Annotated in this window: 17 protein-coding genes and 2 pseudogenes; 12 read left to right on the top strand and 7 right to left on the bottom strand. The window is 73.4% G+C overall.

Annotation, left to right across the window (positions count from 1 at the left end; all coding sequences use genetic code 11):
* Window positions 1-36 precede the first annotated feature (36 nt).
* The gene (locus SXIN_RS28050) at window positions 37-681 is read right to left on the bottom strand and encodes a dihydrofolate reductase family protein (RefSeq protein ID WP_019708592.1); all 645 of its coding nucleotides are present in this window, start codon (window positions 679-681) and stop codon (window positions 37-39) included.
* A gap of 229 nt (window positions 682-910) precedes the next feature.
* Complete coding sequence (locus tag SXIN_RS32540) at window positions 911-1,624, bottom strand: TetR/AcrR family transcriptional regulator (protein ID WP_019708593.1); 714 nt, start codon at window positions 1,622-1,624, stop codon at window positions 911-913.
* Between the two features lie 128 nt (window positions 1,625-1,752).
* Between SXIN_RS32540 and SXIN_RS28040 the strand changes: the two genes are divergently transcribed.
* From SXIN_RS28040 to SXIN_RS28020, 4 genes and pseudogenes are all read left to right on the top strand, one after another.
* Window positions 1,753-2,988 (top strand): FAD-dependent monooxygenase, encoded by a 1,236-nt coding sequence (locus SXIN_RS28040; RefSeq protein ID WP_337589377.1) that lies wholly within the window; start codon window positions 1,753-1,755, stop codon window positions 2,986-2,988.
* Window positions 2,989-3,065: 77 nt separating this feature from the next.
* Complete coding sequence (locus SXIN_RS28035) at window positions 3,066-3,833, top strand: siderophore-interacting protein (RefSeq protein WP_019708595.1); 768 nt, start codon at window positions 3,066-3,068, stop codon at window positions 3,831-3,833.
* A gap of 267 nt (window positions 3,834-4,100) precedes the next feature.
* A pseudogene (locus SXIN_RS28025) lies at window positions 4,101-4,262 on the top strand (response regulator transcription factor); the annotation flags it as partial.
* A 170-nt stretch (window positions 4,263-4,432) separates the two neighbouring features.
* Window positions 4,433-5,629, top strand: coding sequence for a lactonase family protein (locus SXIN_RS28020; RefSeq protein ID WP_095757715.1), 1,197 nt, complete (start codon window positions 4,433-4,435; stop codon window positions 5,627-5,629).
* 170 nt (window positions 5,630-5,799) lie between these two features.
* Here SXIN_RS28020 and SXIN_RS28015 read toward each other — a convergent pair.
* The 3 genes and pseudogenes from SXIN_RS28015 to SXIN_RS28005 all read right to left on the bottom strand — a co-directional run.
* Window positions 5,800-6,417, bottom strand: a pseudogene (locus tag SXIN_RS28015) (lytic polysaccharide monooxygenase auxiliary activity family 9 protein); the annotation flags it as partial.
* Window positions 6,418-6,831: 414 nt separating this feature from the next.
* The gene (locus SXIN_RS28010) at window positions 6,832-8,508 is read right to left on the bottom strand and encodes a GMC oxidoreductase (protein ID WP_019708599.1); all 1,677 of its coding nucleotides are present in this window, start codon (window positions 8,506-8,508) and stop codon (window positions 6,832-6,834) included.
* 399 nt (window positions 8,509-8,907) lie between these two features.
* Window positions 8,908-9,309, bottom strand: coding sequence for a DnaJ family domain-containing protein (locus SXIN_RS28005; RefSeq protein ID WP_019708600.1), 402 nt, complete (start codon window positions 9,307-9,309; stop codon window positions 8,908-8,910).
* A gap of 185 nt (window positions 9,310-9,494) precedes the next feature.
* Here SXIN_RS28005 and SXIN_RS28000 point away from each other — a divergent pair, with 185 nt between their 5' ends.
* The 5 genes from SXIN_RS28000 to SXIN_RS27980 all read left to right on the top strand — a co-directional run bounded on the left by SXIN_RS28000 (window position 9,495) and on the right by SXIN_RS27980 (window position 17,283).
* Window positions 9,495-10,988 (top strand): AAA family ATPase, encoded by a 1,494-nt coding sequence (locus SXIN_RS28000; RefSeq protein ID WP_019708601.1) that lies wholly within the window; start codon window positions 9,495-9,497, stop codon window positions 10,986-10,988.
* Window positions 10,989-11,067: 79 nt separating this feature from the next.
* Window positions 11,068-12,375 (top strand): DUF4032 domain-containing protein, encoded by a 1,308-nt coding sequence (locus tag SXIN_RS27995; RefSeq protein WP_095757713.1) that lies wholly within the window; start codon window positions 11,068-11,070, stop codon window positions 12,373-12,375.
* Between the two features lie 144 nt (window positions 12,376-12,519).
* Complete coding sequence (locus tag SXIN_RS27990; RefSeq protein WP_019706628.1) at window positions 12,520-13,185, top strand: helix-turn-helix domain-containing protein; 666 nt, start codon at window positions 12,520-12,522, stop codon at window positions 13,183-13,185.
* Between the two features lie 317 nt (window positions 13,186-13,502).
* Complete coding sequence (locus SXIN_RS27985; RefSeq protein ID WP_095757712.1) at window positions 13,503-15,644, top strand: MMPL family transporter; 2,142 nt, start codon at window positions 13,503-13,505, stop codon at window positions 15,642-15,644.
* 199 nt (window positions 15,645-15,843) lie between these two features.
* The gene (locus SXIN_RS27980) at window positions 15,844-17,283 is read left to right on the top strand and encodes an FG-GAP and VCBS repeat-containing protein (RefSeq protein WP_238153882.1); all 1,440 of its coding nucleotides are present in this window, start codon (window positions 15,844-15,846) and stop codon (window positions 17,281-17,283) included.
* Window positions 17,284-17,342: 59 nt separating this feature from the next.
* Here the strand turns inward: SXIN_RS27980 and SXIN_RS27975 are convergent, their stop codons facing one another.
* Window positions 17,343-17,708 (bottom strand): DUF2795 domain-containing protein, encoded by a 366-nt coding sequence (locus SXIN_RS27975; protein ID WP_019708604.1) that lies wholly within the window; start codon window positions 17,706-17,708, stop codon window positions 17,343-17,345.
* A 227-nt stretch (window positions 17,709-17,935) separates the two neighbouring features.
* Window positions 17,936-18,490, bottom strand: coding sequence for an MTB12 C-terminal domain-containing protein (locus SXIN_RS27970; RefSeq protein ID WP_019708605.1), 555 nt, complete (start codon window positions 18,488-18,490; stop codon window positions 17,936-17,938).
* 570 nt (window positions 18,491-19,060) lie between these two features.
* On the opposite strand from SXIN_RS27970, the gene SXIN_RS27965 reads away from it, so the two are divergent.
* Genes SXIN_RS27965 through SXIN_RS27955 form a run of 3 tightly spaced genes read left to right on the top strand, consistent with a single transcriptional unit; the run spans window position 19,061 to window position 23,333 of the window.
* Entirely contained in the window at window positions 19,061-22,024 is a 2,964-nt protein-coding gene (locus tag SXIN_RS27965) for a cation-translocating P-type ATPase (protein WP_095757711.1), read from the top strand.
* Complete coding sequence (locus tag SXIN_RS27960; protein WP_095757710.1) at window positions 22,021-22,680, top strand: potassium channel family protein; 660 nt, start codon at window positions 22,021-22,023, stop codon at window positions 22,678-22,680. The genes SXIN_RS27965 and SXIN_RS27960 overlap by 4 nt, the downstream gene beginning before the upstream one ends.
* Window positions 22,677-23,333: a potassium channel family protein gene (locus SXIN_RS27955; RefSeq protein WP_019708607.1), complete on the top strand. Its 657-nt coding sequence runs from the start codon at window positions 22,677-22,679 to the stop codon at window positions 23,331-23,333. Before SXIN_RS27960 ends, SXIN_RS27955 begins: the two co-directional genes overlap by 4 nt.
* Window positions 23,334-23,345 lie beyond the last annotated feature (12 nt).

The following is a 23,345-nucleotide window of genomic DNA, read 5'->3' as shown; positions in this document are numbered from 1 at the left end:
GCCCGCTGCCCCAGCGAATGACCCGAAGGAGACGGCCTAGCCCTGGCGCCCGGCGCCGCGGTCGGGTGCGCTCATGTCCCCCGTCCCGGGGGTGCCCTCGGCGAGCCCGTAGCGCAGAAACACGGTGCCCTTCGGGCCGGCTGCCGGCGGTTCGAGAAGGGTGACGTTCGTGGGCACCGCGCCCCCGTCGAACACCTTCTTCCCGACGCCGAGGACGATCGGGTGCACCCAGAGGTCGAGCCGGTCGAAGAGCTTCTCGCGCAGCAGGGTCTGCACCAGGTTCAGGCTGCCGACGACCTTCACGTGCTCGTGCCGGTCGCGGATCTCGCGCACCGCGCCGGCCAGATCCGGGCCGAGCCGCGTGGACCCGGCCCAGGAGAGGTCGGGCCTGCCGCGGGAGGCCACATACTTCGGGACGCGGTTGAAGAGCGTGGCGATCTCGTCGTCCTCGCCGCCCTCCTGGTGGGGCCAGTAGGCGGCGAAGATGTCATACGTCCGCCGGCCGAGCAGGAGGGCGTCCGTGCCCTCGTAGGCGGCGCCGACCTGCGCCCCGGCGACCTCGTCCAGCAGGGGGGCCTGCCAGCCGCCGAACGGGAACCCCACCGGGTCCTCGTCGGGAGCGCCGGGCGACTGCCCGACGAGGTCGAGGGTGGCGAACAGCTCGATGTGGATGAGGCCCATGGCTTGCTCCCGGTGAGGTGGTTGTCCCGGTCGGTCGAAAGGTGGACCTGCGGGCGCCGGCGAACTCATCGCCGCGACGGCACCGGCTGCGTACGCAGGCCGTCCCGCCCGGTGCACCGGTCACGATAAGTCACGGGCCGCGTCCGCACCGGGCGGCGGGCCCGCGTCCGGCGTCGCCACTTGTCATCGATGCATCTTCCACGGTCGGGAGTTACACCGAACGAACGATTTACAGACCCCACCCGCAATCACGCACCGGCTCGTAAGCATGTCCGCGGGGATGAAACACGGCGGTTGTCGGGCGGTTCGGGGCCGCGGCGGCGACGAGTTGGTTGATACCTGCCTCGATCGCGGCTGTGGCTTCGGCGAGGGCCTGCGCGGACGCTTGCGCGCTCGGGGGAGCCTGGTCGTAGGTGGCGCTGAGGAGTCGTTGGGTTGACGCGAGGATGGTCGGCATTCGTTCTGGGTGGGCGAGGACGGCGGAGAGCGCGCCTGTGGCGAGCATCTCCAGCGCTGCCACCATCTCGTCGATGTCGACGTCCCGTAGCAGGCCGTGTCGGCGCATGCTCAAGATGAGCTGGTGCACGACTTCGCTGGGGAAGTCGTCTACGCCCGTCTCGCCGAGGCTCATGATCCGCGAAACCATGTTCGGATTTATGGCCGCCTCCGTGATCTCCCGGCTGAGGATCGCGCTCAACGTCAGCGCTACGGATCCCGAGCGCAGGTCATCTGAGAGCTCGGCGAGCAAGCGCGCGGTTTCGAGCTGGACGACCGCCTGGCGCAGCCGGGACTTGGATGGCCAGTACAGGAACACTGTCCCCTTACCGACTCCTGCTTGTGCGGCGACCGCATCGATGGTCGTCGCGTCAGGGCCGTGTGCGTGGAATAGCTGCCTCGCCGCGGTCATGATCGCCTCGGCGCGGTCGTCAGCGGTGCGTGCCATCGAACCTCCCTTCCTGTCGAGCCGATCGTAGAAGAAGTTTCTTGACCAGAGTGCGTCAGCCAGTCAACAATTGGAGGTGTCAGCGGATGGAGCCTCCGCGGGGTGGTTCCGTGGCGGCTGACACGCAAATGGAGATGAGCATGGTAGGGAGCAACGGGCCACGTGCGCTTGTGGTCGGCATGGGTATAGCGGGGTTGACGACCGCGCTGCGTCTGCACGAGATCGGGTGGTCTCCGGTGCTGCTGGAACGATCGCAGCAACGGCGGATGGGCGGGTACTTCATCGGCTTGTTCCCGACCGGGGTGTCAGCCGCGGAGCGGCTCGGTGTTCTCGGGGCGATCGGGGACCGGACCCACCGGGAGGCCACGACCTACGACATCTCCCGAAGCGGCAGGAAGCGGCCGGGACTCGGGTTCGGCGACATCCCGGGCTCTCCGCGGTTGATCTTGCGTGGCGATGTCGAGGCCGCACTGTACGCGGCCGCCGGCTCGGTGAGTGAGCAGCGGTTTGGTTCCACTCCGGTGGAGATCGTCGAGCATCCCGACGGCGTCGAGGTCACGATCCGGACGACGACCACGGATGGTGAGGTCACCGAGACGACCGAGCACTTCGATCTGGTGGTCGGTGCCGATGGCGTGCGCTCGACCGTGCGGCGACTGCGGTTCGGGCCGGATGAGGACTATCTGTCCTCGATGAACCACATCGCGGCGGCCACGATCCTGCAGTCGCCCGCCGCCGGGTACACCGCGTCGGACGGGTTGGTGCTCGCCGAGCCGGGCCGGGCCCTCTGGGTGTTCCCGTTTGTCAACCACCTCCCGGGGGTCATGATGAGCTACCGGACTAGCGATGAGGCGTCGGAGTTGCGGCTCCGTCCCGTAGATGCGCTGCGTCGGGCGTTCGGGCCGGCTCCGCTGGGCCCGGTGCTCACCGACGTCCTGGATCAGTTCGACGCATCTGACGACGTCCTGTTCGACTCGACGCATCAGGTCGTGATGCCGCGCTGGCATTCCGACCGCACCGTGCTCGTGGGTGATGCTGCCTGGTGCTTGACCTTGTTCTCGGCGATGGGGGCGTCCTCGGCGCTTGCCGGTGGCGACTACCTGGGTTCCGCGCTGCAACGTAACGCCGGCAACACCCCCCGGGCGCTCCGCGAATGGGAGGGGCGCATGCGGCCGTTCGTGGACCAACTCCAGAAGGTCGGACGCAAGGACATCACCATGTTCGTGCCGCAGACCCGGCGGGACAAGCTGAACCGCACGGTCCTGCAGAGCGTGTTCGGTACGCCATGGGGCAAACAGCTCGCTCGCAGGGCTTTCGCGGATAAGCCCGACGACCCGCGCTCCATTGACATCGCGGCTGCCTGATGAGGGAGCCGAATCGAGAACAGTCCTCAGCCCGCGCGAGCCGCAGGCCGCTCCGGTACATCGCGAAGAACCGCCGCGTGCTCGAAGCAACGGTGCGCCGCACCGAACGCGTTACCCCGAGTATGGTGAAAGTCACCATCTGGGGGCCTGAGCTCGCGCAGTTCCACGCATTGGGCGGCGACCAAATGTTCCGGCTCTTCTTCCGCAGAAGCGGGCAGAGCACGCTCCGACTCCCCGCGCAGGGCAATGGGGGATGGATGCGCGCCTATGCGCTCATGTCCGGTGCCTCCAGGCCCTACACCCGCTTCTACACCGTGCGTGCATACCGGCCGGAGGCGCTGGAGATGGACATCGAGTTCGTCGTGCACGGCGACGCGGCACCAGCCTCCGGGTGGGCGCTCCGCGCGGAACCGGGAGAACAGGTCGGCATCTACGACGAGGGCGCAACCTTCCTGCCGCGGCCCGTGGACGGCTGGCAGTTGCTGGTGGGAGATGAGAGCGCGCTGCCCGCGATCCTCGCCATCCTGGACGGCGCTCCCGCCGACATGCGGGCGCACGTGTTCCTCGAAGTTCCGCACGCCTCCGACATCCGGCGCGTCGCAGTACCCGACGGGGTCGAGTTGCACTGGTTGCCGCGGGAGGACGACGAAGCCGTGCCCGGCAAGCTGGCGCTGCGGACGCTGACCTCGACGGCGTTGCCGGCGCAGAACCCCTCGGAGGCGTTCCTCGCCGGCGAGAGCAGCCTCGCGACTGGCGGCCGCCGGTACCTCGTCAACGAACGCGGAATGCCGAAATCGGCCGTTCGCTTCCTCGGCTACTGGAAGCACGGTCGTGCGAGCCCCTGAGCAGACGTTGACCGGCCCTTCGCCGTTCCGGTGGGGTGAGTCCCAGTCGGTCGGTCGGAACCGGGCAAGGCCACGTTCCCATCAACGCGTTGTCGGCGATGGCGTGCATGAGGTGTCCGTCGAGGCGGACGGTGATCGTGCGGTCGGGCGAGGGCGGATCCCGACCTGGTGGCGGCCTCCGGTCAGGCGCCGCTTCACCCAGTTCCGCAGGCCCTCGGCGCTGCCCCCGAGCTCCCAGGCCACCTCCGCGACCGTCCTGCCGGAGGAATGGCCCGTGGCCTGTCGAACGCGGAGATCGCCGTGCGCCTGGTGGTGGGGGGCGAGACCGTCAAGTCGCACGTGAGTTCCGTGTTGGCGAAGCTCGGGGTGCGGGACCGCACGCAGGCGGTCATCGCCGCGTACGAGTCCGGCTTCGTGGCCCCGGGCTGACCGCCGCGCGGCGGCGGACGGACCACACCGCGCCGGGGGTCTGCCGCTCGCCCCCGACCCGACCGGCCCCGGGGCGTCTTGTGGCCGCCGGGGCGGATGAGTCAGGCTGTCCGGCGTCCGGCCGGGCTCCCGTCCCCCTCGCCCCCACACCGATACGAGGTGCACGCACCATGAGCAGCGACAGGCCCTTACCCACCCGCCGCGGTCTGCTGGCCGCCGCCGCGGCGGTCGCCGCGGGCGCCGCCGTGAGCGGCCCGGGCGCCGGCCGCGCCCTGGCCGCCCCGCCGTCCGGAGCCCCGGCCCCCGCCGCTGGCGGTGGGCCGCGGCCGTCCGCCGCCCGTCCGCTGTTCCTGGGGACGTACACCTCGCAGCCCGGCGGCGGCACGGGCATCGGCCTCGCCTCGTACGACCCCGTGAGCGGGGAGATCTTCCCGGGCGGGACGCTCTCCGGCGTCGCCGATCCCTCGTTCCTCGCCCTCTCCCCCTGCGGGCGCACCCTCTACGCCGTCAATGAGCGCCGGCCCGGCGGCGTCACCGCGATCGCCCTCGGCGAGGAGGGCGGGCACGAGGTCCTCAACAGCCGCGATACGGGCGGCGACGCGCCCTGCCATCTCTCCGTCCACCCCGGAGGGCGCTTTCTGCTGAGCGCCAACTACACCTCGGGGTCCGTCGCCGTGCATCCCATCGGGGAGGACGGCTCGCTCGGGGAGCGCACCGGCCTGGTGGAGCACACCAGTCCGCCGCCCGGCCCGGGGCAGCAGGGGCCGCACGCGCACCAGATCCTGACCACCCCCGACGGCGGGCACGTCCTCGCCGTCGACCTCGGCAACGACAGCGTCTACACCTACCGCCTCGACGAGTCCGCCGGGACGCTCGCCCAGGTCTCCGTCGCGGCTCTGCCGCCGGGCGCGGGCCCCCGGGCGCTGGCCTTCCACCCCTCGGGCCGGTACGCGTATCTCGCCAACGAGCTGAGCGACACCGTCTCGGTCTGCGCCTACGACCCGGACACCGGCCGCTTCACCCCCGGCGCCCCGCAGCCGACCGGCACCGGCGGGGTCACCAGCTACCCCGCCCAGCCGCTGGTCTCCCACAACGGCGCCCACGCCTATCTCTCCAACCGCGGGCACAACAGCGTCAGCCACTACGCCGTCGAGGACGAGGGCGCCTCGCTGCGGCTGCTCGGCACGGTCCCGGTGGGCGGCGACTGGCCGCGGCACCTCGCCCTCTCCCCGGACGGCGCCCTGATGTTCGCCTGCAACCAGCGCTCCGGGACGGTGACGGTCTTCTCGGTCGCCCCGGGCACGGGAGACCTCTCCCCCGTGGCCACGGCCCCGGCTCCCATTCCCGTCTTCGCCCTGCCCCTCTGAGGGACGGCGGGCCGACCGCGCCTCGGGCCGGTCGCGCCGCAACGCACGGGACCCGCCGGGCCGTTGAGCCCGGCGGGTCCTGTGTGCGTCATGCCTCGTCCCGGTTCAGCCGTTCACCGGGCCGGGCCGGTGCGGACCGGGCCGGGCCCGGCCGCTGCGCCGGATCAGTACGTGACCTGGCCGTTGCCGCCGTCGAAGACGACGTCGGAGCAGGAGTAGAAGTTCTCCTGGCTGTCGGAACGGGTCCAGTGGATGTAGAGGATGTGCTGGCCGGACCGCTGCGGCAGGTTGAGGTTCCAGTAGTAGTGACCGCCGTTGGAGCCCGCGCCGCCGGACTGCGGCGGGTTGGTGACGGTCTGCAGGTGCTCCAGGTCGCTCCAGGCCAGGCTCTTGGTCGGGCTGTAGCCGTTCTTGGTGATGTAGACGTCGAACTTGCCCGGGTGGTGTGCCCAGTTGCTGTGCTTGACCTGGATGCTCGCCCCGGAGGTGAGGTGGGTCTTCGGCCAGTCGCTGCGGGCGGCGTTGTACGAGGAGAAGTTGTACGGGCCGCGGTCGCCGCCGCTGCACAGCTTCCCGTCCGGGATGTAACCGGTCGTCCTGCCGCCGCCGTTGGAGTCCAGCACGGCGAACCAGTTGTACAGCGGCGTCGTGCTGGACTGCTGGACCGCCGCGGCGCAGGCCGGGTTGGACGGCATCTGGTGGTTGTTCTTGATCAGGTCCTCGTAGCAGAGGTACGTACGCGAACCCGGCATCATGGTCGCGCCGTGGGCGGCTGCGGGCGAGGGCATCGACGCCGCGACGAGAGCGAACAGGCCCGCGCCGAGGAGGCTCAGCGAACGAGGGGTACGGACCGGGGACTTCTTCCGGTCCGGGTGCCGAATGGCCATGTGGGGGTCTCCTAGGGGGTCACCCGGCGGGACGGGTGCCGTACGGTCCCGGGCCGCTGGTGTGCGGCCGGGCCGGCAGCGGCCCGTCGCCGGATCGGGTCCGACTGACGTGGAGCCACTCCCGCTCCCCGCGGGTGCGGCCGGGGTGGAGGGACGGCCGCGACGGGAATGGGAGCGCTCCCACACAGATAGCACCCCGGGGATCATTCGTAAACCGTTCACACACAATTGTCTTGCGGACACCGGGATTTGACGGAGGAACCGGCCCCGGGAGGGCCGGTTTCCGCCGGTACCGTACGGCCGCCGGGGGCCCGCTCAGGCGCCCCGGAGCCCCGGGACCACGTCCTCGGCCAGCACCCGGGCGACATTGCGCTCGGCCAGGGCGGTGATGGTGACGAAGGGGTTCACCCCGATCGACCCCGGGATGAGCGAGCTGTCGACCGCATACAGATTGCGGTGCCCGCGCAGCCGTCCGTACCCGTCCGTCGCCACGCCCAGCGGGCAGCCGCCCAGGGGGTGGTAGCAGAAGTCGTCGGCGAACGCCCGGTCGTCGCCGAAGAGGTCGTAGCGGTACTCGGTGCGGTTGGCGCGGTTGACGCGGTCGAGGAGGGACTTGGCGGCGGTGACGGCCGGCGCGTTCTGCTCCCGCCGCCAGTCCAGCCGCAGTTCGCCGGTGGCCGGGTCGAGCGAGAAACGGCCGCGCTCCGGGTTGTCGGTGATCGCCAGGTAGAGGCTGATGCCGGTCTCGATCCCGGCCGGGAGGGGGGCGATCTCGGCGAAGACGGGGTGGGTCGGGTGGTTCCAGTCGTCGATGGCGAGGACGGGGATGGACGACTGCTTGCTGCCGGTGGGATTCCAGGGGTGGTTGGCGCGGCCGGCCATGATGTTGCCGTTGGGGCCCCACCCGGTGCCGAGTTCGGGGCTGAGACCGGGCAGGGCGCCGGTGTCGCGGGCGCGGATCAGGAGTTCGGTGGTGCCGAGGCTGCCCGCGCCGAGGAAGAGGTGGGTGCAGGAGACCTCGGTGCGGGCCACCACGGAGCCGTTCTCGTCGATCTCCTTGACCGTCAGCGTGTAGCCGCCGTCCGCTCCCTGCTCGATCCGCTCGACCTGCCGCATCGTGCGGAGGGTGACCTTGCCGGTGCCGAGGGCCGCGACGAGATAGGACTTGTCCAGGCTGCGCTTGCCGTGGTTGTTGCCGTAGATGACCTCGCCGGCGAGGGCGGACTTGGCGGCGTCGCCGCGCTCCTCCCGCTCCATGTAGCCGAAGTCGTAGACGTTCGGCACGTAGACGGTGGAGAGACCGGCGTTGTGCGCCTGGTCGCGGGCCAGCCGGGCGAAGCGGTAGTAGTCGCTGTCGCCGAAGTAGTCGGTGTCGATGCTGTTGACGCCGAGCATGGCGCGGGCCCGGGGGAAGTACGTGCCGTACATCTCGCCGGAGTCGACGCCGGGGAGCACCTTCTCGAAGTGGCTTCGGGCCGGGGTGACGGCCATGCCGCCGTTGACGAGGGAGCCGCCGCCGACACCGCGGCCGACGTAGACGGACATCTCGCCGAAGTGGACGCGGTCGAGGACGCCCGGGTAGCGCTCGATGTCCCGGTTGACGATGTCGAGCCAGAGGAGGCTGTCGAGCGGTGCCTCGGTGCGGTCCTTGAACCACATGGAGCGGCGGTCCGGGTTGATCATGTCGCAGAAGATCCTGCCGTCCGCGGCGGCCTCGTCCCAGAGCCGGCCCATCTCCAGCACGAGGGTGTTCACCCCGGCCTCGCCGAGCCGGAGGGCCGCGACGGAGGCCCCGTAGCCGGAACCGACGACGACGGCGGGGAAGGAGTCCCCGGAGGCCGCCGAGCGGTCGGCGGCGGACGCGGGGGCGGAGATGCTGGTCAGTCCGGCCGCGGCGGCGGCCTGGAGCGCGGTGGCGCCGATGAAGTGACGGCGCGTCGGACGGGTGCCGGAGCGGGAGTTCGTGAGGGATGCGGGGGGCGTGGAGGACACGGGGCGGCTCCTGCCTGCGAGAACCATGAGAACCGGGGTAGGGGCACCGGCGAGGTCGGCGGGTGGCGGGACGACCTGCCGGGGTGGGCTGCCGATCATGCCGGCATGTGCCGTTACCCCGGGTACCCCCCGGCACGGAAGCGACACCGGTTCCCCGTCACATCGCCGCACCCGGAAGGGTGTTGGGCTCCGGAGCGGCATCCGGCGGACGACGGGGGCCGGCCGTGAACCGGTGCCGGGCAGCCGCCGGCGCGGCCGGTAGCGCCGGCCGCGCCGGTAGTGGCCAGTCGGCGGAGCCCATGAAGTCCCGCACCCGGCGGTTGGCCTTTGCCGCCATGAGTGACGGCGGCGGGCGCGGGGCAGGCACGCGGCCCAGGCCGGGCCCGGCGTGGGGCCGGCTCAGCCGGGGCGGCGCTCTCGCCGGTCGCGGAGCACGGCCTCCGGGTCGTAGGGCCTGAGGTTGAGGGGCGGGCCCGTCGGCGGCCTGCGGATGGCCTCGCGGATCTTCTCGTTGATCTCCGCCACGATGCGCCGGGCCTCGCGCTCGGAGCGGGCGCCGAGCGCGGCCTCGTAGGCGTCCTCCGCCTCCTTGCGCAGGGCGAGCGCCGGGGGCAGGGCGGAGACGCCCTCGCGGTGCATCTTCTTCTTGATCCACCAGTTCTCGTCGTACGGCGCGTCCAGGCCGGTGAGCGGTTGGCCCGCGCCCGGCAGGTTCTCGAACGCGCCGCGCTCGGCGGCTTCGCGGATCTGCCGGTCGACCCAGGACTCGAAGTCGACGCCGGGCGGTTTCCGTTCGGTCATGGCAGGGCCTCCCCTGGGCTCCGCGGGATCTCCGGCCGGATCGGCGGACCGGCCGCCCGGGTCCGGTCGCGACCCGGTTCTCCACCGTACCGGGCGTCCCGCATCCTCCGGGCGTGTCCCGGAGGATGCGGGGTCGTTCTTAGAGATGTACTTCTAAGAACTACGTCTCGACAAAGGACGCCCGCATGCCGTCTCCCCCGACCGCCCGGCATCTTCCCAAGCCGGCCGATATGTTCGACCGGGACTGGGAGTGGAGCGAGCTGACGGCCTTCGCCACCGGACGTGGGGCCGGGCCCAGACTCGGCGTGGTGTCCGGGCGGCGGCGGCAGGGCAAGAGCTTCCTCCTTCAGGCACTGGCCGAAGCCACCGGTGGTTTCTACTACGCGGCTGTCGAGGCGTCCGTGACCGAATCGCTCCAGTTGCTCGGCGAGGCGGTGGCGCGGTACACCGGCGCGTCGTTCCCGCCCCGGCCCGCGCACTGGGAAGAGGCCCTGGACCTCCTCTTCTCCCTCGCGGTCGAGCGGCCGCTTCCCGTGATCATCGACGAGTTCCTGTACCTGGTACGGAACGCGCCCGCCCTGCCCTCGCAGCTCCAGGCGGCGATCGGGGTGCGGTCCGGGCGTCACCTGGAGCGGCATCCGCGGATTCTGCTGTGCGGGAGTGCCATGTCGTTCATGGGCGGGCTGCTGTCCGGCACCTCTCCGCTCTACGGGCGGGCCGGGCTCGACCTGGTGGTCCACTCGCTCGGCTACCGTGAAGCGGCGGAGTTCTGGGGTATCGACGATCCCGGACTGGCGGTCCTCACCCATGCCGTCGTGGGCGGCACCCCCGCGTACCGGCGGGAGTTCGTCGACGACGACGTACCGGCGGGCAGGGACGACTTCGACGACTGGGTGTGCCGCACGGTGCTCAATCCGGCGCGGCCCATCCACGGCGAGGCCTCCTTTCTGCTCGCGGCCGAGCCGGACATGCGGGACCGGGCGCTGTACCACTCCGTCCTGGCCGCGGTCGCCGGGGGGAATCACACGAGCGGCGGCATCGCGAGCGCCGTGGGGCGGAAGGCGACGGACATCTCCCTGCCGCTCACCGTCCTCAGGAACTGCGGGCTGCTCACCGCCGAGCCGGACGCCTTCCGGCGGAACCGCACCACATATCACGTCGCCGAGCCTCTGATCGCCTTCCACCACGCAGTGGTGCGGCCGGAGTCCGCGGTGCTCAGCAGACGGCGCGGGGCGGCGCAGGTCTGGAGCCGCAGCAGGGCGGTCTTTCTGAGCAAGGTGGTGGGGCCGCATTTCGAGCGGCTGTGCCGGGAGTGGGTGGAGTGGCACGCGGACCCGGAGACCTTCGGCGGGATGCCGATCCAGGTCTCCGCCGGAACGGTCGCCGACCCGGCGGCCCGCACGAGCCACGAGGTCGATGTGGTCGTCCACGGCGCGGTCGGCCAGGATCACGGCATCCTGCTCTCGGTGGGCGAGGCCAAGTGGCACAAGGTCATGGACCTCCGGCACCTGGAACGCCTGCGGCACGTCCTCGCTCTGCTGGCGGCCAGGGGCGTGGACACCAGCCATGCCCGGCCGGCCTGTTACAGCGGGGCCGGTTTCACGGACGAACTGCGGGCCGCGGCCGGGCGCGGGGAGGTCGTCCTGGTGGATCTCGACCGGCTGTACCGGGGCTCGTAGCGAGCCGCCGGCCCTCCCTCCGGGACGGCCGGGACCCCGGCCCTCCCCGCGCGCCGCCGGCCTGCCGCAGACTGGGCCCATGGAACTCCAGATCACCGCGACCTCCCCCGAGCACCCCGCCGACCTCCTCGATCTGCCGTGGAGCGTGCCGCTGGAGGAGTGGCCGGACGAGCACCTGGTCGCGCTGCCGCGCGGTATCTCCCGCCATGTGGTGCGGTTCGCCCGGGCGGGCGACGAGGTGGTCGCCGTCAAGGAGGTCGGCGAGTGGGCGGCCGTACGGGAGTACGAGCTGCTGCGGGACCTGGACCGGCTCGCCGTCCCCGCCGTCGACGCGCTCGCGGTGGTCACCGGGCGGAGGGACGCGCAGGGCGAGCCGCTGGAGCCCGTCCTCATCACCCGGCATCTGGACGGCTCGCTGCCGTACCGCTCGATGTTCGAGACGACGATGCGTCCCGGCACCATCAACCGGCTGCTGGACGCGCTCGCCGTCCTCCTCGTCCGCCTCCACCTCAGCGGCTTCGCGTGGGGCGACTGCTCGCTCTCCAACACCCTCTTCCGGCGCGACGCGGGCGAGTACGCCGCGTACCTCGTCGACGCCGAGACGGGGCAGCTCCGGCCCCAGCTCAGCCGCGGGCAGCGGGAGTACGACCTGGAGATCGCCCGGGTGAACATATCCGGCGAGCTGATGGACCTGGAGGCGGGTGGCTCCCTGCACCCCTCGGTGGACCCGGTGGAGTTCGGCACGGCCATCGCCGAGCGGTACGGCGAGCTGTGGCACGAGCTGACCCGCCAGTCGGTGTACCCGCTCGCCAAGCGCCACTACATCGACCGCCGCATCCGCCGCCTCAACGACCTCGGCTTCGACGTGGCGGAGATGCAGATCCAGGCGACCCCCGAGGGCGACGCGGTGACGTTCCTCCCCAAGGTCGTCGACGCCGGCCACCACCAGCGGCAGCTGCTCCGGCTGACGGGCATGGACGCCGAGGAGAACCAGGCTCGCAGCCTGCTGCGCGATCTGGAGACCTGGATGGTCTCGCAGGACGACTACGCGCCGGGCGACCCGCTCGGCGCGCGTCCCGAGGTGCTGGCCCACCGCTGGGTGCGGGACGTGTTCCGGCCCGCCGTCCGCCTGGTCCCGCGCGAGCTGCGCGGCTCGGCCGACATCGCGCAGATCTACCACGAGCTGCTGGAGCACCGCTGGCTGATGTCGGAGCGCGCGGGGCACGACGTGGGCCTGGAGGCCACCGTGGAGGACTACATCCGCACGGTGCTCCGGCCGGGCACGGAAGCCGGGGCCGGGGCGGCCGGGGCATCCGTGTCCGAAGCGGGTACGGGCGCGGCGGCGGCCGGGGCGGGTACGGGCAGCGGCCCGGAAGCCGGGGCCTGAGGCGGCGGGCCGCTCCGGGGCGCTCCGGGGCGCTCCGGGGCGCTCCGAGTCGTCCCGGTCCTCCGGTCCGCCCCGGGCGGGATAGTCCTCCGCGCCGGTGGGTACCCGGGCCGGGCCCCGAACCGGCGAGAGGATGCGATCGCGGTGTCCCACAAGGCAGCCCACCGACCGGCACACGACGGCGGCGACATCGGACGCCGCGTCGCCCGCCAGCGCGAGCGCCTCGGCCTGAGCCGCGAGCAGCTGGCGACCCGGGCCGGGATGGCCCCCGGTTACCTGGAGTATCTGGAGGAGCACCCGGCCGACCCCAGCGGCCCGGGGCTGCTCAAGCTGGCCGGGGCGCTGGAGACCACGGTCGCGGCGCTGCGCGGCGGCTTCCCCTGCCCCCCGCCGGAGCGGGGCCGGCCCGGTGACCATCCGCAGCTGCGCGACCTCGGCCCCGAGGAGTGCCGGGAGCGGCTCGCCTCGCACGGGGTGGGCCGGATCGCCGTCTCCGCCGAGGAGGGCCCGGTCATCGTCCCGGTGAACTATCTGGTCCGGGACGACATGATCGCGTTCCGGGCCCGGCCCGGCACCCCGCCCGCAACGGCTCCGGGGCAGGAGGTCGCCTTCGAGGTCGACGAGGTGGACGAGATGCTGAGCCAGGGCTGGAGCGTCCTGGTCACGGGCCGCGCCCGGGCCGCCACCGGCCACGAGGCGGCCCTGCTGGACGAGCAGGCGCCCACCGAGCCCTGGGCGGGCGACGAGCAGGACCGGTGGGTGCTCATCGCCCCGGAACACGTCTCCGGACGCCGCATGCATCTGGGCTGAGCGCGGCGGGGGTACAAGGCGCACATCTCCCGCACCTCGGCCGGCGCGTGCCGGAGACTCCGTGAAGCCGCGGGCCCGGCCCGGTGCGAGGGGGCGGCGGGCCGCCCGTTACCTTCTTCGTGGCCCGGCGCCGCGCCCGGTACGGGGCGGCGGCACCGCCGTCCCCGGGGCGCGTGGGCCCGGGGACGCCGCGGCCCGGCCCCCGGCCCCGCATCCGTACGGCCCGCAGGTGACGAATCGGTGGCGTCGTGCACTCCGGGGCGGATCGGGGGCACGAGAATTGCGTTCCGTTCCGCTGATCTCTCCGAGGGAGACCGATGCCGTCCACACCGCGAGCCGCCCGCTGGCTCGTACCCGCCCTGCTGCTCGTCGTCTGGCTGGGGATCGGCGGGGCCCTCGGTCCGTACGCCGGGAAGCTCAGCGAGATCGCCACCAACGACCAGTCGGCCTTCCTGCCCGAGAGCGCCGAGTCGACGAAGGTGATCGACGCTCAGAAGGCGTTCCGGCAGAGCGAGACGCTGCCCGCCATCGTCGTCTGGACGGCCGACGAGGGGAAGATCACGGACAGTCAGCGGGAGGCGGCCACCGGCGCGCTGGCCTCGCTCTCCGACAGCCCCGGTGTCACCGGCCGGGTCTCCCCCGCCCTGCCCTCCGAGGACGGTCTCGCGCTGCAGGGCGTGGTCCAGCTCCGCGACGATCTGGGCGACGAGACCGCCGACGTCCTGGACCGCATCACCGAGGCGGCCGAACGGGTTGACGGGACATCAGTGCGGATCGCCGGCCCCGCCGCCACCCAGAACGACCTCTCCGAGGCCTTCGCGGGCGTCGACGGGCTGCTGCTCGGGGTGGCGCTCAGCGTCGTGCTGCTGATCCTGCTGCTGGTCTACCGGAGTGTGCTGCTGCCGCTCGTCATCATCCTCAGCGCGGTGTTCGCGCTCTCGCTGGCCACCGGCATCGTCTACGCGCTGGCCGAGCGGGACGTGGTCCGGGTCGACGGGCAGGTGCAGGGCATCCTCTTCATCCTCGTCATCGGTGCGGCCACCGACTACGCCCTGCTGCTCTCCGCCCGCTTCCGCGAGGAACTGCCCCAGCACGAACAGCGGTTCGACGCCATGCGGGCCGCGGTGCGCCGGTCCGCCGGGGCGATCACGGCCAGCGCCGCCACCGTGGCGCTGGGTCTGCTCGCCCTGCTGCTCAGCGATCTGGCGAACAACAAGGCGCTCGGCCCGGTCGGCGCCATCGGCATCGTCTGCTCCGTCCTCGCCGCGCTGACCTTCCTGCCCGCCGCCCTGCTGCTGCTCGGCCGGGCCGCGTACTGGCCGGCCCGTCCCAGGCCCGTGGTGGACCCGGAGCACCCGGAGGCCGGGCAGAGCAGCATCTGGGCCCGGGTCGCCGCCTGGGTGGACCGGGCGCCCCGGCGGATCTGGGCCGTGACGCTCGCGGTGCTCGCCCTGTTCGCCGTCTTCGCGCCCCAGCTGAAGTCGGAGGGGGTGCCGCTGAGCGAGATCTTCGTCAACGACGCACCGTCGGTCGCCGCGCAGCGCACGCTGAGCGAGCACTTCCCCGGCGGCACCGGCAATCCCGCGGTGATCATCGCGGACGCCGACCGGGTCCGCGAGGCGACGCGGGCCGCGAACGGCACCGACGGCGTCTCCTCGGCGGCACCCGTCACCGAGTCCGGACGGCCCGGCGGGGGCGAGCCCCTGGTCGTGGACGGGCGGGTGCAGATCAACGCCGTGCTGGAGGACGACGCCGACAGCAACGCCGCCCGGGCGACCGTGCAGCGGCTCCGGGACGCGCTGCACGAGGTGTCCGGAGCGGACGCCCTCGTCGGCGGCTACACCGCACAGCAGTACGACACCCAGACCACCGCCCAGCGGGATCTGAAGGTGATCGTCCCGGTGGTGCTGGCCATCATCCTGGTGATCCTGGTGGCGCTGCTCCGCTCGCTGCTGCTGCCGGTGCTGCTGGTCCTCACCGTCGCCCTCAACTACGGGGCGACGATCGGCGTCGCCACGCTCGTCTTCGAGCACGTCTTCGGCTTCGGCGGGGTCGATCCGTCCGTGCCGCTGTACGGATTCGTCTTCCTGGTGGCCCTCGGCGTGGACTACAACATCTTCCTGATGACGCGGGTCCGGGAAGAAGCGCAGCTCCGCGGCACCCGCATGGGCGTCCTCAAGGGGCTGACGGCGACCGGCGGGGTGATCACCTCGGCCGGGGTGGTGCTGGCCGCGACGTTCGCCGCGCTGGTCGTCATCCCGCTGGCGTTCCTCGTCCAGATCGCCTTCATCGTGGCCTTCGGCGTCCTGCTGGACACCCTGGTGGTGCGGTCGCTGCTGGTGCCCGCGCTCACCCGGGACATCGGGCCGGCGGTGTGGTGGCCCAGCGCCCTGCGCCACGACCCGGCCGCCGCCGCGGGCGCCCCTGGCCCGGGCGCCACGGCCGGCGCCCGGGGCTGAGTCCGTCAACCCGCCGCCCGGGAAAGGCGGTTGGGGCGTTACACGGACGTGCTGAACGGTGACACGGCAGCGCAACCGTTCAGCGCGCCGAGTCGTCGTCAGAGGTGCGCCGAAGGTGTTCACCGGGCCAACACGCGCTTGCGGCCCGGTGAACACGCGGCGCTCCCCGCTCGTGTGACGACTTCCCTGGAGGCCCTCTGTGCGTCGCCGTATCCGCCCGTCCCTCGTCGCGCGCTGCGCGGTCGTGGCCGCCCTCGCGACCGTGCCGTCGCTCCTGGCGCTCCCCGCGAGCGCCGGGGAGAGCGCGCCGGCCGCCCGTCCGGCCGGGCTCGCGCCGCAGCCCGACTTCGACGGGGACGGGCACGCCGATGTCGCCTCCTCGGCGCCCGGCGCCACCATCGGCGGTCTGGCGGAGGCCGGGTACGTCGTCGTGGTGTACAGCTCCTCCGGTGGGGTGGAGACCGAGCGGCGGCACGTCATCAGCCAGGCCACGGCCGGGGTCCCCGGCTCGCCGGCCGCCGGCGGGCGGTTCGGCCACCGCACGGTCGCCCGCGACCTCGACGGCGACGGCTACACCGACCTCGCCGTGGAGACCCCGGGGACCTCCTCCGTCACCGTCCTCTGGGGTTCCCGGTTCGGCCTGGACGGCGGCACCGTGCTGCCCGTCTCCGCCGGGACGAGCGGCGACAGCCTGACCGGCGGGGACTTCAACGGCGACGGGCACGCCGACCTGGTGGGCGTCAGCTCGGTCTCCGAGGAGTGGGGCGACCTGCGGATCCTCTACGGCCCGTTCACGCGCGGCGCCGCACCGGCCGGTACGGCGGACGTGCCCACCGGCAGGGTGTTCGAACCCCGGGACCTGGTCGCGGGCGACATCACCGGTGACGGCCGGGACGACCTCGTCAGCCTGCACGACTTCGAAGAGATGACCGAACCGGCCATCTTCTGGCGGGGCACCGCCACCGGTCTCGCCCGCGGCAGCGCCTCCCCCGGGCGCGGTGCCTCCGCGGTGATCGGTGACGTGGACGGCGACGGCCACGGCGACCTGGTGATGCGGACGGTGCCCGGCGGCGTCAACGAGGACCTGCCGACCGACCCGGGGTCGGTCAAGGTCGTCTACGGCACGGCGGACGGCCCGGGCACCCGCACCGCGGTCATCGACCAGGACACGGCGGGCGTCCCGGGTGCGAGCGAGGCGGGTGACCAGTTCGGCGCCGCGCTCGCCGCCGGTGACGTCACCGGCGACGGCCGCGCGGACATCGCCGCCGGCGTCCCCCACGAGGATCTGCCCGCGGGCGCGGACGCCGGTGCCGTCGTCCTGCTCAAGGGCGCCGCGGGCGGGCTGTCCGGCACCGGCGCCCGCGCCTTCCACCAGGACACGGCGGGCGTCCCGGGGATCGCCGAGGCCGGTGACCGCTTCGGCGCGGCCCTCGCCCTGCAGGACACCGACGGCGACGGACTGGACGACCTGGCCGCCGGCGCTCCCCTGGAGGACGGCTCGTTCCGGGACTCGGGCGCGGTGTGGGTCCTGCGCGGCGCCGCCGCCTCGCTGACCACCACCGGCATCGTCTCGTTCGGCCCCTCGGCCTTCGGCGCCCCGGAGGCCGGCGCCCGCCTGGGCCAGGCGCTGCCGCGCTGAACCACGGCGGCGGCCCGCCGGGCGCCCGGGTCCCCGGGGTCCGGCGGGCCGCTCCGCCCTCAGTGGTGCCGGGGGCCCTGGCGCGGGCCGGTGCCGGGCATCCTGCGCGGGTGTTCGAGCTCCTCCTCGACGGGGGGCTTGTCGGCGTCGCGCAGGTGCTGGGACAGATGCCGCTTGGCGCCCTTGCGCGCCTGCTCGCCCTGCTGGCCGCGGCTGTGACCGAGGTCGGAGTCCGGGTCGACCCGCACGGAGTGGGCCACCTGGTCGCGGTTCTCGTACCGCTCGGCCGGGATACCGCGCAGCGCGGCCACGGCCGCCTCGGAGGCGCCGCCCACCTTCGCGGCCCGGATGAGTTCGTCCTTGCCGGCCGGGAAGTCGACGTCCTTGATCGCGTGCAGAACCTGGGGGACGCTCGTGTGCGCCATGGCTCTCTCCTTGCCGCTGCTGGGGTCCGTGCGCCGGGCTGCCGCTGCGGCGCGGCGCACCGGGGCCGGCGGCCGGCCGGGAGGCGGCCGTTGCCCCGTCTGCCGGGTTCCCGGGCGAGAAGGATGAAACCTCGCATACCGGCCGTGGCGGGGAGGCCGGGGCGGGGCGGCCGGATGAGGGCCCGGGCTCCCGATCGGGCCCGGGCCGGGGTCCCCTGCCCGGGCGGTCAGCAGGCCACGGGCTTGGGGACGTCCTCGCCCCGGTCCGCGAGGGAGCAGAGCGTGCGGAACGAGATCTTCCAGTCGTCGTCCTGCCGCACGGACTCCCCCGGCTTCTCCGGCCGGATCGTCTCGTCGCCGCGCAGGAGGGTGTAGCCGACGTCGGCGTCCCGCGAGGAGGTGAAGTCGACGGAGTCCACGCGCACCCGCAGTTCACCGGCCCGCTTGTCCTCGGCGAAGCCCCGGATCATCAGCTCGTACTGGATGCCGTCCTCGACGAGAGCGGTCTTCTCCTCCACCGGCAGGTCAGGGTCGAAGAAGCCCCGCCATGCCTTCCGGATCTCGTCCTCGGCGCGGTCCGGGTCGTCCGGGGCGGTCTCCGTGGGGCGCGGCGAGCGGGACGTGGGCGACCGGTCCGGCGTGCCGGTGTCCGCCGTCCCGGTGGTGGCCGACGGCGTCGTGGTCTTCTCGTCACCCCCGTCGTCGCCGGAACCGCACGCGGCCGTGAACAGGAGGGCCGCGGCGGCCAGGAGCGCGACCGGCCCCCGTGGAGCAGGAGTCATGGTTGTCACCTTCCGGTTCCGCTTCTGGAGGGGCCTACCCGCCGCCGGACGGCTCATCCCCGTTCCCGGGAAGGGCAGTTGAACGCGGAACCGGGCCCGGCCGCGCACGACGGAAGAGGCACGCTACCCGCCGCCCCGGGCACCGGCCGGGAACCGCGCCGATCAGCACACTTCTCTCACCGGTCCTGCCCTCCCGGCAGGTTCCCCCGCCGCTTCCTCCAGCCGCTTCCACCCGCCGCCTGCTCCCGCCTCCGCGCCCGCGCACCCGGCCGCGCCGGGGCCGGGCCCGGACCGCTGGTCCGGGTGCCCGGACGCCGAGGGCGGGGGCTGGCACCGGCAGCCGACGGTGACGCCGCTCCGCCAACCGAGGCAGAACCGGTCCGGCCACTCCCCGTTGCCGGGGAAAGGGGGTACGAAGGGAGGGCGGCACAGCAGCGCCTCCCGTCACTCTCCCTGGAGGATGGCCATGGCTCCCCATCCCGGCACCCGGCGGGGCCCCCGGCCCGTGCCGGCGGAGCCGCGGGACACCCGGCCCGGGCAGCCGCGGCCCGCGTCCACCGGTGCCGGGCGATGCCCGTGACCCCGGCCCCCGTCACCGACCCGGCCGGTGACGGCCCTCCGGGCCCCCCGGAGGCCGCCGGCCCCGCTCTGGAGGCGCTGCCGCCCGGCGAGGTCCACGGCGCCCTGGGCTCCTCCCCGCGCGGCCTCTCCCCGGACGCCGCCGGGGAGCGCCGGGAGCGGTACGGCGCCAACGAGCTGCCCCGCGCCGCGCGGGCCGGCTTGGGGCGGCAGGCCCTGGCGCAGCTCACCGACCTCTTCGCCGTCGTCCTGCTGCTCGCCTCGGCGATCACCTTCCTCACCTACTGGCTGAGCGAGCCCCGGGACGCGGGCCGGCTCCAGCTGGCCGTGGCGATCCTGTGCGTGGTGGCGCTCAACGCCGTCATCGGCTTCACCCAGGAGTACTCGGCGGAGCGCACGGCGGAGTCGCTGCAGGCCATGGTCCCGCACACCTGCCGCGTCCTCCGGGACGGCCGGCGGCAGGAGGTGCCGGCGCGGGACCTGGTCCCGGGCGACGTGGTGGCGCTGGAGGCCGGTGACGCGGTGCCCGCGGACTGCCGGCTCGTGGAGGCGCACGAGCTGTCGGTGAACAACGCGGCCCTGACCGGGGAGAGCGACCCGGTGCGCCGCGACAGCGCGCCGATGGCCGTCCCCGGGCCGCTGACGGACGCGCGCAACTGTCTCTTCATGGGCACCGACGTGGTGGCCGGTGCGGGGAAGGCGGTGGTGTTCGCCACCGGGGCGGCCACCGAGTTCGGCCGCATCTACCGGCTGACGGCCTCCGCGTCCCGGCAGAGGACGCCGTTGCAGCTCCAGGTGGCGGCCATGGCGCGGCGGGTCGCGGGGACCGCGCTGGCCATCGGTGCCCTGCTGTTCGCCGTCCGGCTTCCCGGCGACGACACGGTCGAGGCGTTCGTCTTCGCCCTCGGGGTGATGGTGGCCCTCGTCCCCGAAGGGCTGCCCGCGACGCTCTCGGTGTCGCTGGCCATCGGCGTGCGGCGGATGGCCCGCCGCAACGCCCTGGTGAAGCGGCTGCTGGCGGTGGAGGCGCTGGGTTCGACCACCGTGATCCTCACCGACAAGACCGGGACACTGACGCAGGCGGAGATGACCGTCACCCGGGTGTGGGCCGACGGGGCGCTCCACCCGGTGTCCGGCGTGGGGTACGCCCCGGAGGGCGAGGTGGCGGACCCGGGACCTCGGGTGCGGGAGCTGCTGCGGGTCGCCGCGCTCTGCTGCGACGCCAAGCTCGTACCGCCGGGCGGGGACGGCGGACGGGACGGCCCCGGAAGCGGCGGCGGGCCGGGCGGGCACCACGGAACCTGGCGGGTGCTCGGCGACACCACCGAGGGGGCGCTGCTCGTCGCGGCGGCCAAGGCCGGGATCGACCCGCACGCGGAGGAGGCCGCTTCCCCCCGGGTGGCGGAGCACCCGTTCGACCCGGGCCGCAAGCTCATGAGCACCGTGCACCGCGCGCCGGGCGGCGGCTTCCTCGTCCACGCCAAGGGCGCCCCGCAGGAACTGCTGGCCCGCTGCACGCACATCGACCGGGACGGCGGGGCCCGGCCGCTCACCGAGGAGTCCCGGGCCGCTGTCGTCGCCGTCAACGACGAACTGGCGGCCCAGGGGCTGAGGGTCCTCGCGGTCGCCGTCCGGCGGGCGGAGGGGCCCGGCGGGGACCGCGACGCCGCCGAGTCGGGGCTGACCCTGCTCGGGCTCACCGGCATGCTCGACCCGCCCCGGGCCGAGGTCAGCGAGGCCGTGGACGCCTGCCGGCGGGCGGGCATCCGCATCGTCATGGCGACCGGCGACCACCCGCTCACCGCCGAGGCCGTGGCGCGCAGGGTGGGGATCGTCCGCGGGCGCGAGCCGGTCGTCGTCACCGGCAAGCGTCTGGACACGCTCGACGACGCGGCGCTCGACGAACTGATGGCCGGCGGCCCGGAGCTGCTGCTGTGCCGGGTGAGCCCCGAGCACAAGACGCGGGCCGTGACCGCCCTGCGGCGGCGCGGCGAGGTGGTGGCCGTCACCGGAGACGGCGCCAACGACGCCCCGGCGCTCAAGCACGCCGACATCGGGGTGGCGATGGGCGCCTCCGGCACCGACGTGGCCCGGGAGGCCGCGGTCATGGTGCTGCTGGACGACTCCTTCGCCTCCATCGCCACCGCCGTGCGGCTGGGCCGCTCCGTCTACCAGAACATCCGCAGGTTCCTGGTCTACGTCTTCAGCAGCAACATCGGCGAGCTGGGCCCCATCGTCGCGGCGACGTTCACCGGCTTCCCGCTCGTCCCGATCAGCGCGGTGCAGATCCTCGCCATCGACCTCGGCTCGGACGTGCTGCCCGCCCTGGCGCTCGGCGCGGAGCCGCCGGAGTCCGACGTCATGGACCGGCCGCCGCGGGCCCGCCGGGAACGCCTGTTCTCGATGGCGGTGATGCGCCGGATCCTCTTCCTCGGCGGCATCCAGGCGCTCGGCGTGACCGCCGTCTTCTTCTGGCACATCCACGCCTCCGGCATCCCGTTCGCCGACTTCACCGAGGAGCACCCGGTGTACCGGGAGGCGGTGACGATGGTCCAGGCGGGCATCGTGCTCAGCCAGTTCTTCGTGGGCCTGGCCGTCCGCACCGACCGGCAGAGCCTGCTGCGGGCGGGCCTGTTCTCCAACCCGTGGCTGCTGGGCGCCGGTGGCGTCGGCGTCGCCCTGATGGCCTGTATCAGCTATGTGCCGGTGCTCCAGGAGGTGTTCAACACCGCCCCGCTCGCGGCGGCCGACTGGGCGGTGCTGACCGGTCTCGGGGCGCTTCCGCTGGCCGCCGACGAGCTCCGCAAGGCGTGGCTGCGCCGCCGCCGTCCGGAGAGCGGCGAACGGGCCGCCCCCGGCGGCGGGCGGGCGGACGGCGCCGGGCCGGCCGGACACGAGCCGGCGGACGACGGGCCGGGCCCGGCCCGGATCCCGGAAGGAGACGAGGACCGATGAGAGTGATCATCGCGGGCTGCGGCCGGACGGGCTCCGCGCTCGCCGCGCAACTCGCCGCCGAGGGCCACGACGTACGGATCATCGACCCGCTCCCCGGGGCCCGGCGGCTGCTGCCCGCCGGCTTCTCCGGCGCCTTCCACTCCGGCAGCGGCTTCAGCCGTACGGCGCTGGAGGCGGCCGGGATCGAGCACGCCGACGCGTTCGTCGCCCTGACCTCCGGTGACAACCGGAACCTGGTCAGCGCACGCACGGCCAAGGAGACCTACCGGGTCCCCGTCGTCGTCGCCCGCCTCCACGACCCGCACCGCAAGGAGCTGTACCGCGGCTTCGGCATCCCCACCGTGGCCGCCATCCGCTGGACCGTCCAGCAGATCCACCGGACACTGCTCCACCGCCACCTCGACCCCGAACTGGCCTTCGGCAACGGCGAGACCCTGCTCGTCCGTTCCGAGCTGCCCGGCTACCTCACCGGGCGGCGGCTGGCGGAGTTCGACGTGGACGGGGAGATCCGGGTGGTGGAGGTGACCCGGGGCGGCCATTCCCTCGTCCCCGCCCACAACACCGCGGCCGAACCGTCCGATGTCGTCACCTTCGCCGTCGCCGCCACCGCTCTCGGCACGCTGCGCGGCTTCCTCGGTAAGGAGCTGGGCACATGAGAGCGATCATCGCGGGCGCCGGGCGGCTGGGCAGCCGGATCGCGCGGGTCCTCACCGCCGAGCAGCACGACGTCACCCTCGTCGACCTGGACGAGCGGCGGCCCGCCGGCCCGGCGGGCGGGGCGGGCCCGGATTTCGTCCCCGGGGATGCCTGCGAGCCCGCGGTGCTCGAACACGCCGGGGTCCTCACCGCCGACGTCCTCGTCGCCGCCACCGACCGGGACGAGGACAACCTCGTCATCAGCCATCTCGCCAAGACACGGTTCGCCGTCCCCCGGGTCGCCGCCCGCGTCAACGACCCCGAGAACACCTGGCTGTTCGACGAGCACTGGGGCGTGGACATCGCGGTGCCCGCCGACATGCCGCTGGTCGCCCTGGTCGAGGAGGTCGCCGGGGCGGTGGACACCGTGTCCCTGCTCCGGCTGGGGCAGACCGGGGTCGGCGTCATCGAGACGCTGGTCTCCGCCGGTTCCCGCGCGGACGGCCGCCGGATCGACGACCTGCGGCTCCCCGCCGGCACGCTCGTCGCCGCCGTCATCCGCGACGGCGAACCGGTGTTCCCCACCCGCGACCTGCCGCTGCGGCCGGGGGACATCCTCTTCCTCGTCTCCCACACCGCCACCGAGCAGGAGATCCGCTCGGCCGTCCAGTGACACCCGGGGAGC

The sequence above is a fragment of the Streptomyces xinghaiensis S187 genome (assembly GCF_000220705.2).
Taxonomy (GTDB): domain Bacteria; phylum Actinomycetota; class Actinomycetes; order Streptomycetales; family Streptomycetaceae; genus Streptomyces; species Streptomyces xinghaiensis.
This window is presented reverse-complemented; position numbering and strand designations above follow the sequence as displayed.

What these genes read in the sequence shown, in the direction of transcription:
- SXIN_RS28005 (WP_019708600.1), bottom strand. Translation starts at nt 9,309, where the DNA reads ATGACCGAACGGAAACCGCCCGGCGTCGACTTCGAGTCCTGGGTCGAC.
- SXIN_RS27975 (WP_019708604.1), bottom strand. Translation starts at nt 17,708, where the DNA reads ATGGCGCACACGAGCGTCCCCCAGGTTCTGCACGCGATCAAGGACGTC.
- SXIN_RS27960 (WP_095757710.1), top strand. Translation starts at nt 22,021, where the DNA reads ATGAGAGTGATCATCGCGGGCTGCGGCCGGACGGGCTCCGCGCTCGCC.
- SXIN_RS27985 (WP_095757712.1), top strand. Translation starts at nt 13,503, where the DNA reads ATGCCGTCCACACCGCGAGCCGCCCGCTGGCTCGTACCCGCCCTGCTG.
- SXIN_RS32540 (WP_019708593.1), bottom strand. Translation starts at nt 1,624, where the DNA reads ATGGCACGCACCGCTGACGACCGCGCCGAGGCGATCATGACCGCGGCG.
- SXIN_RS28020 (WP_095757715.1), top strand. Translation starts at nt 4,433, where the DNA reads ATGAGCAGCGACAGGCCCTTACCCACCCGCCGCGGTCTGCTGGCCGCC.
- SXIN_RS27995 (WP_095757713.1), top strand. Translation starts at nt 11,068, where the DNA reads ATGGAACTCCAGATCACCGCGACCTCCCCCGAGCACCCCGCCGACCTC.
- SXIN_RS27965 (WP_095757711.1), top strand. Translation starts at nt 19,061, where the DNA reads ATGCCCGTGACCCCGGCCCCCGTCACCGACCCGGCCGGTGACGGCCCT.
- SXIN_RS28000 (WP_019708601.1), top strand. Translation starts at nt 9,495, where the DNA reads ATGCCGTCTCCCCCGACCGCCCGGCATCTTCCCAAGCCGGCCGATATG.
- SXIN_RS27955 (WP_019708607.1), top strand. Translation starts at nt 22,677, where the DNA reads ATGAGAGCGATCATCGCGGGCGCCGGGCGGCTGGGCAGCCGGATCGCG.
- SXIN_RS28050 (WP_019708592.1), bottom strand. Translation starts at nt 681, where the DNA reads ATGGGCCTCATCCACATCGAGCTGTTCGCCACCCTCGACCTCGTCGGG.
- SXIN_RS27970 (WP_019708605.1), bottom strand. Translation starts at nt 18,490, where the DNA reads ATGACTCCTGCTCCACGGGGGCCGGTCGCGCTCCTGGCCGCCGCGGCC.
- SXIN_RS28040 (WP_337589377.1), top strand. Translation starts at nt 1,753, where the DNA reads ATGGAGATGAGCATGGTAGGGAGCAACGGGCCACGTGCGCTTGTGGTC.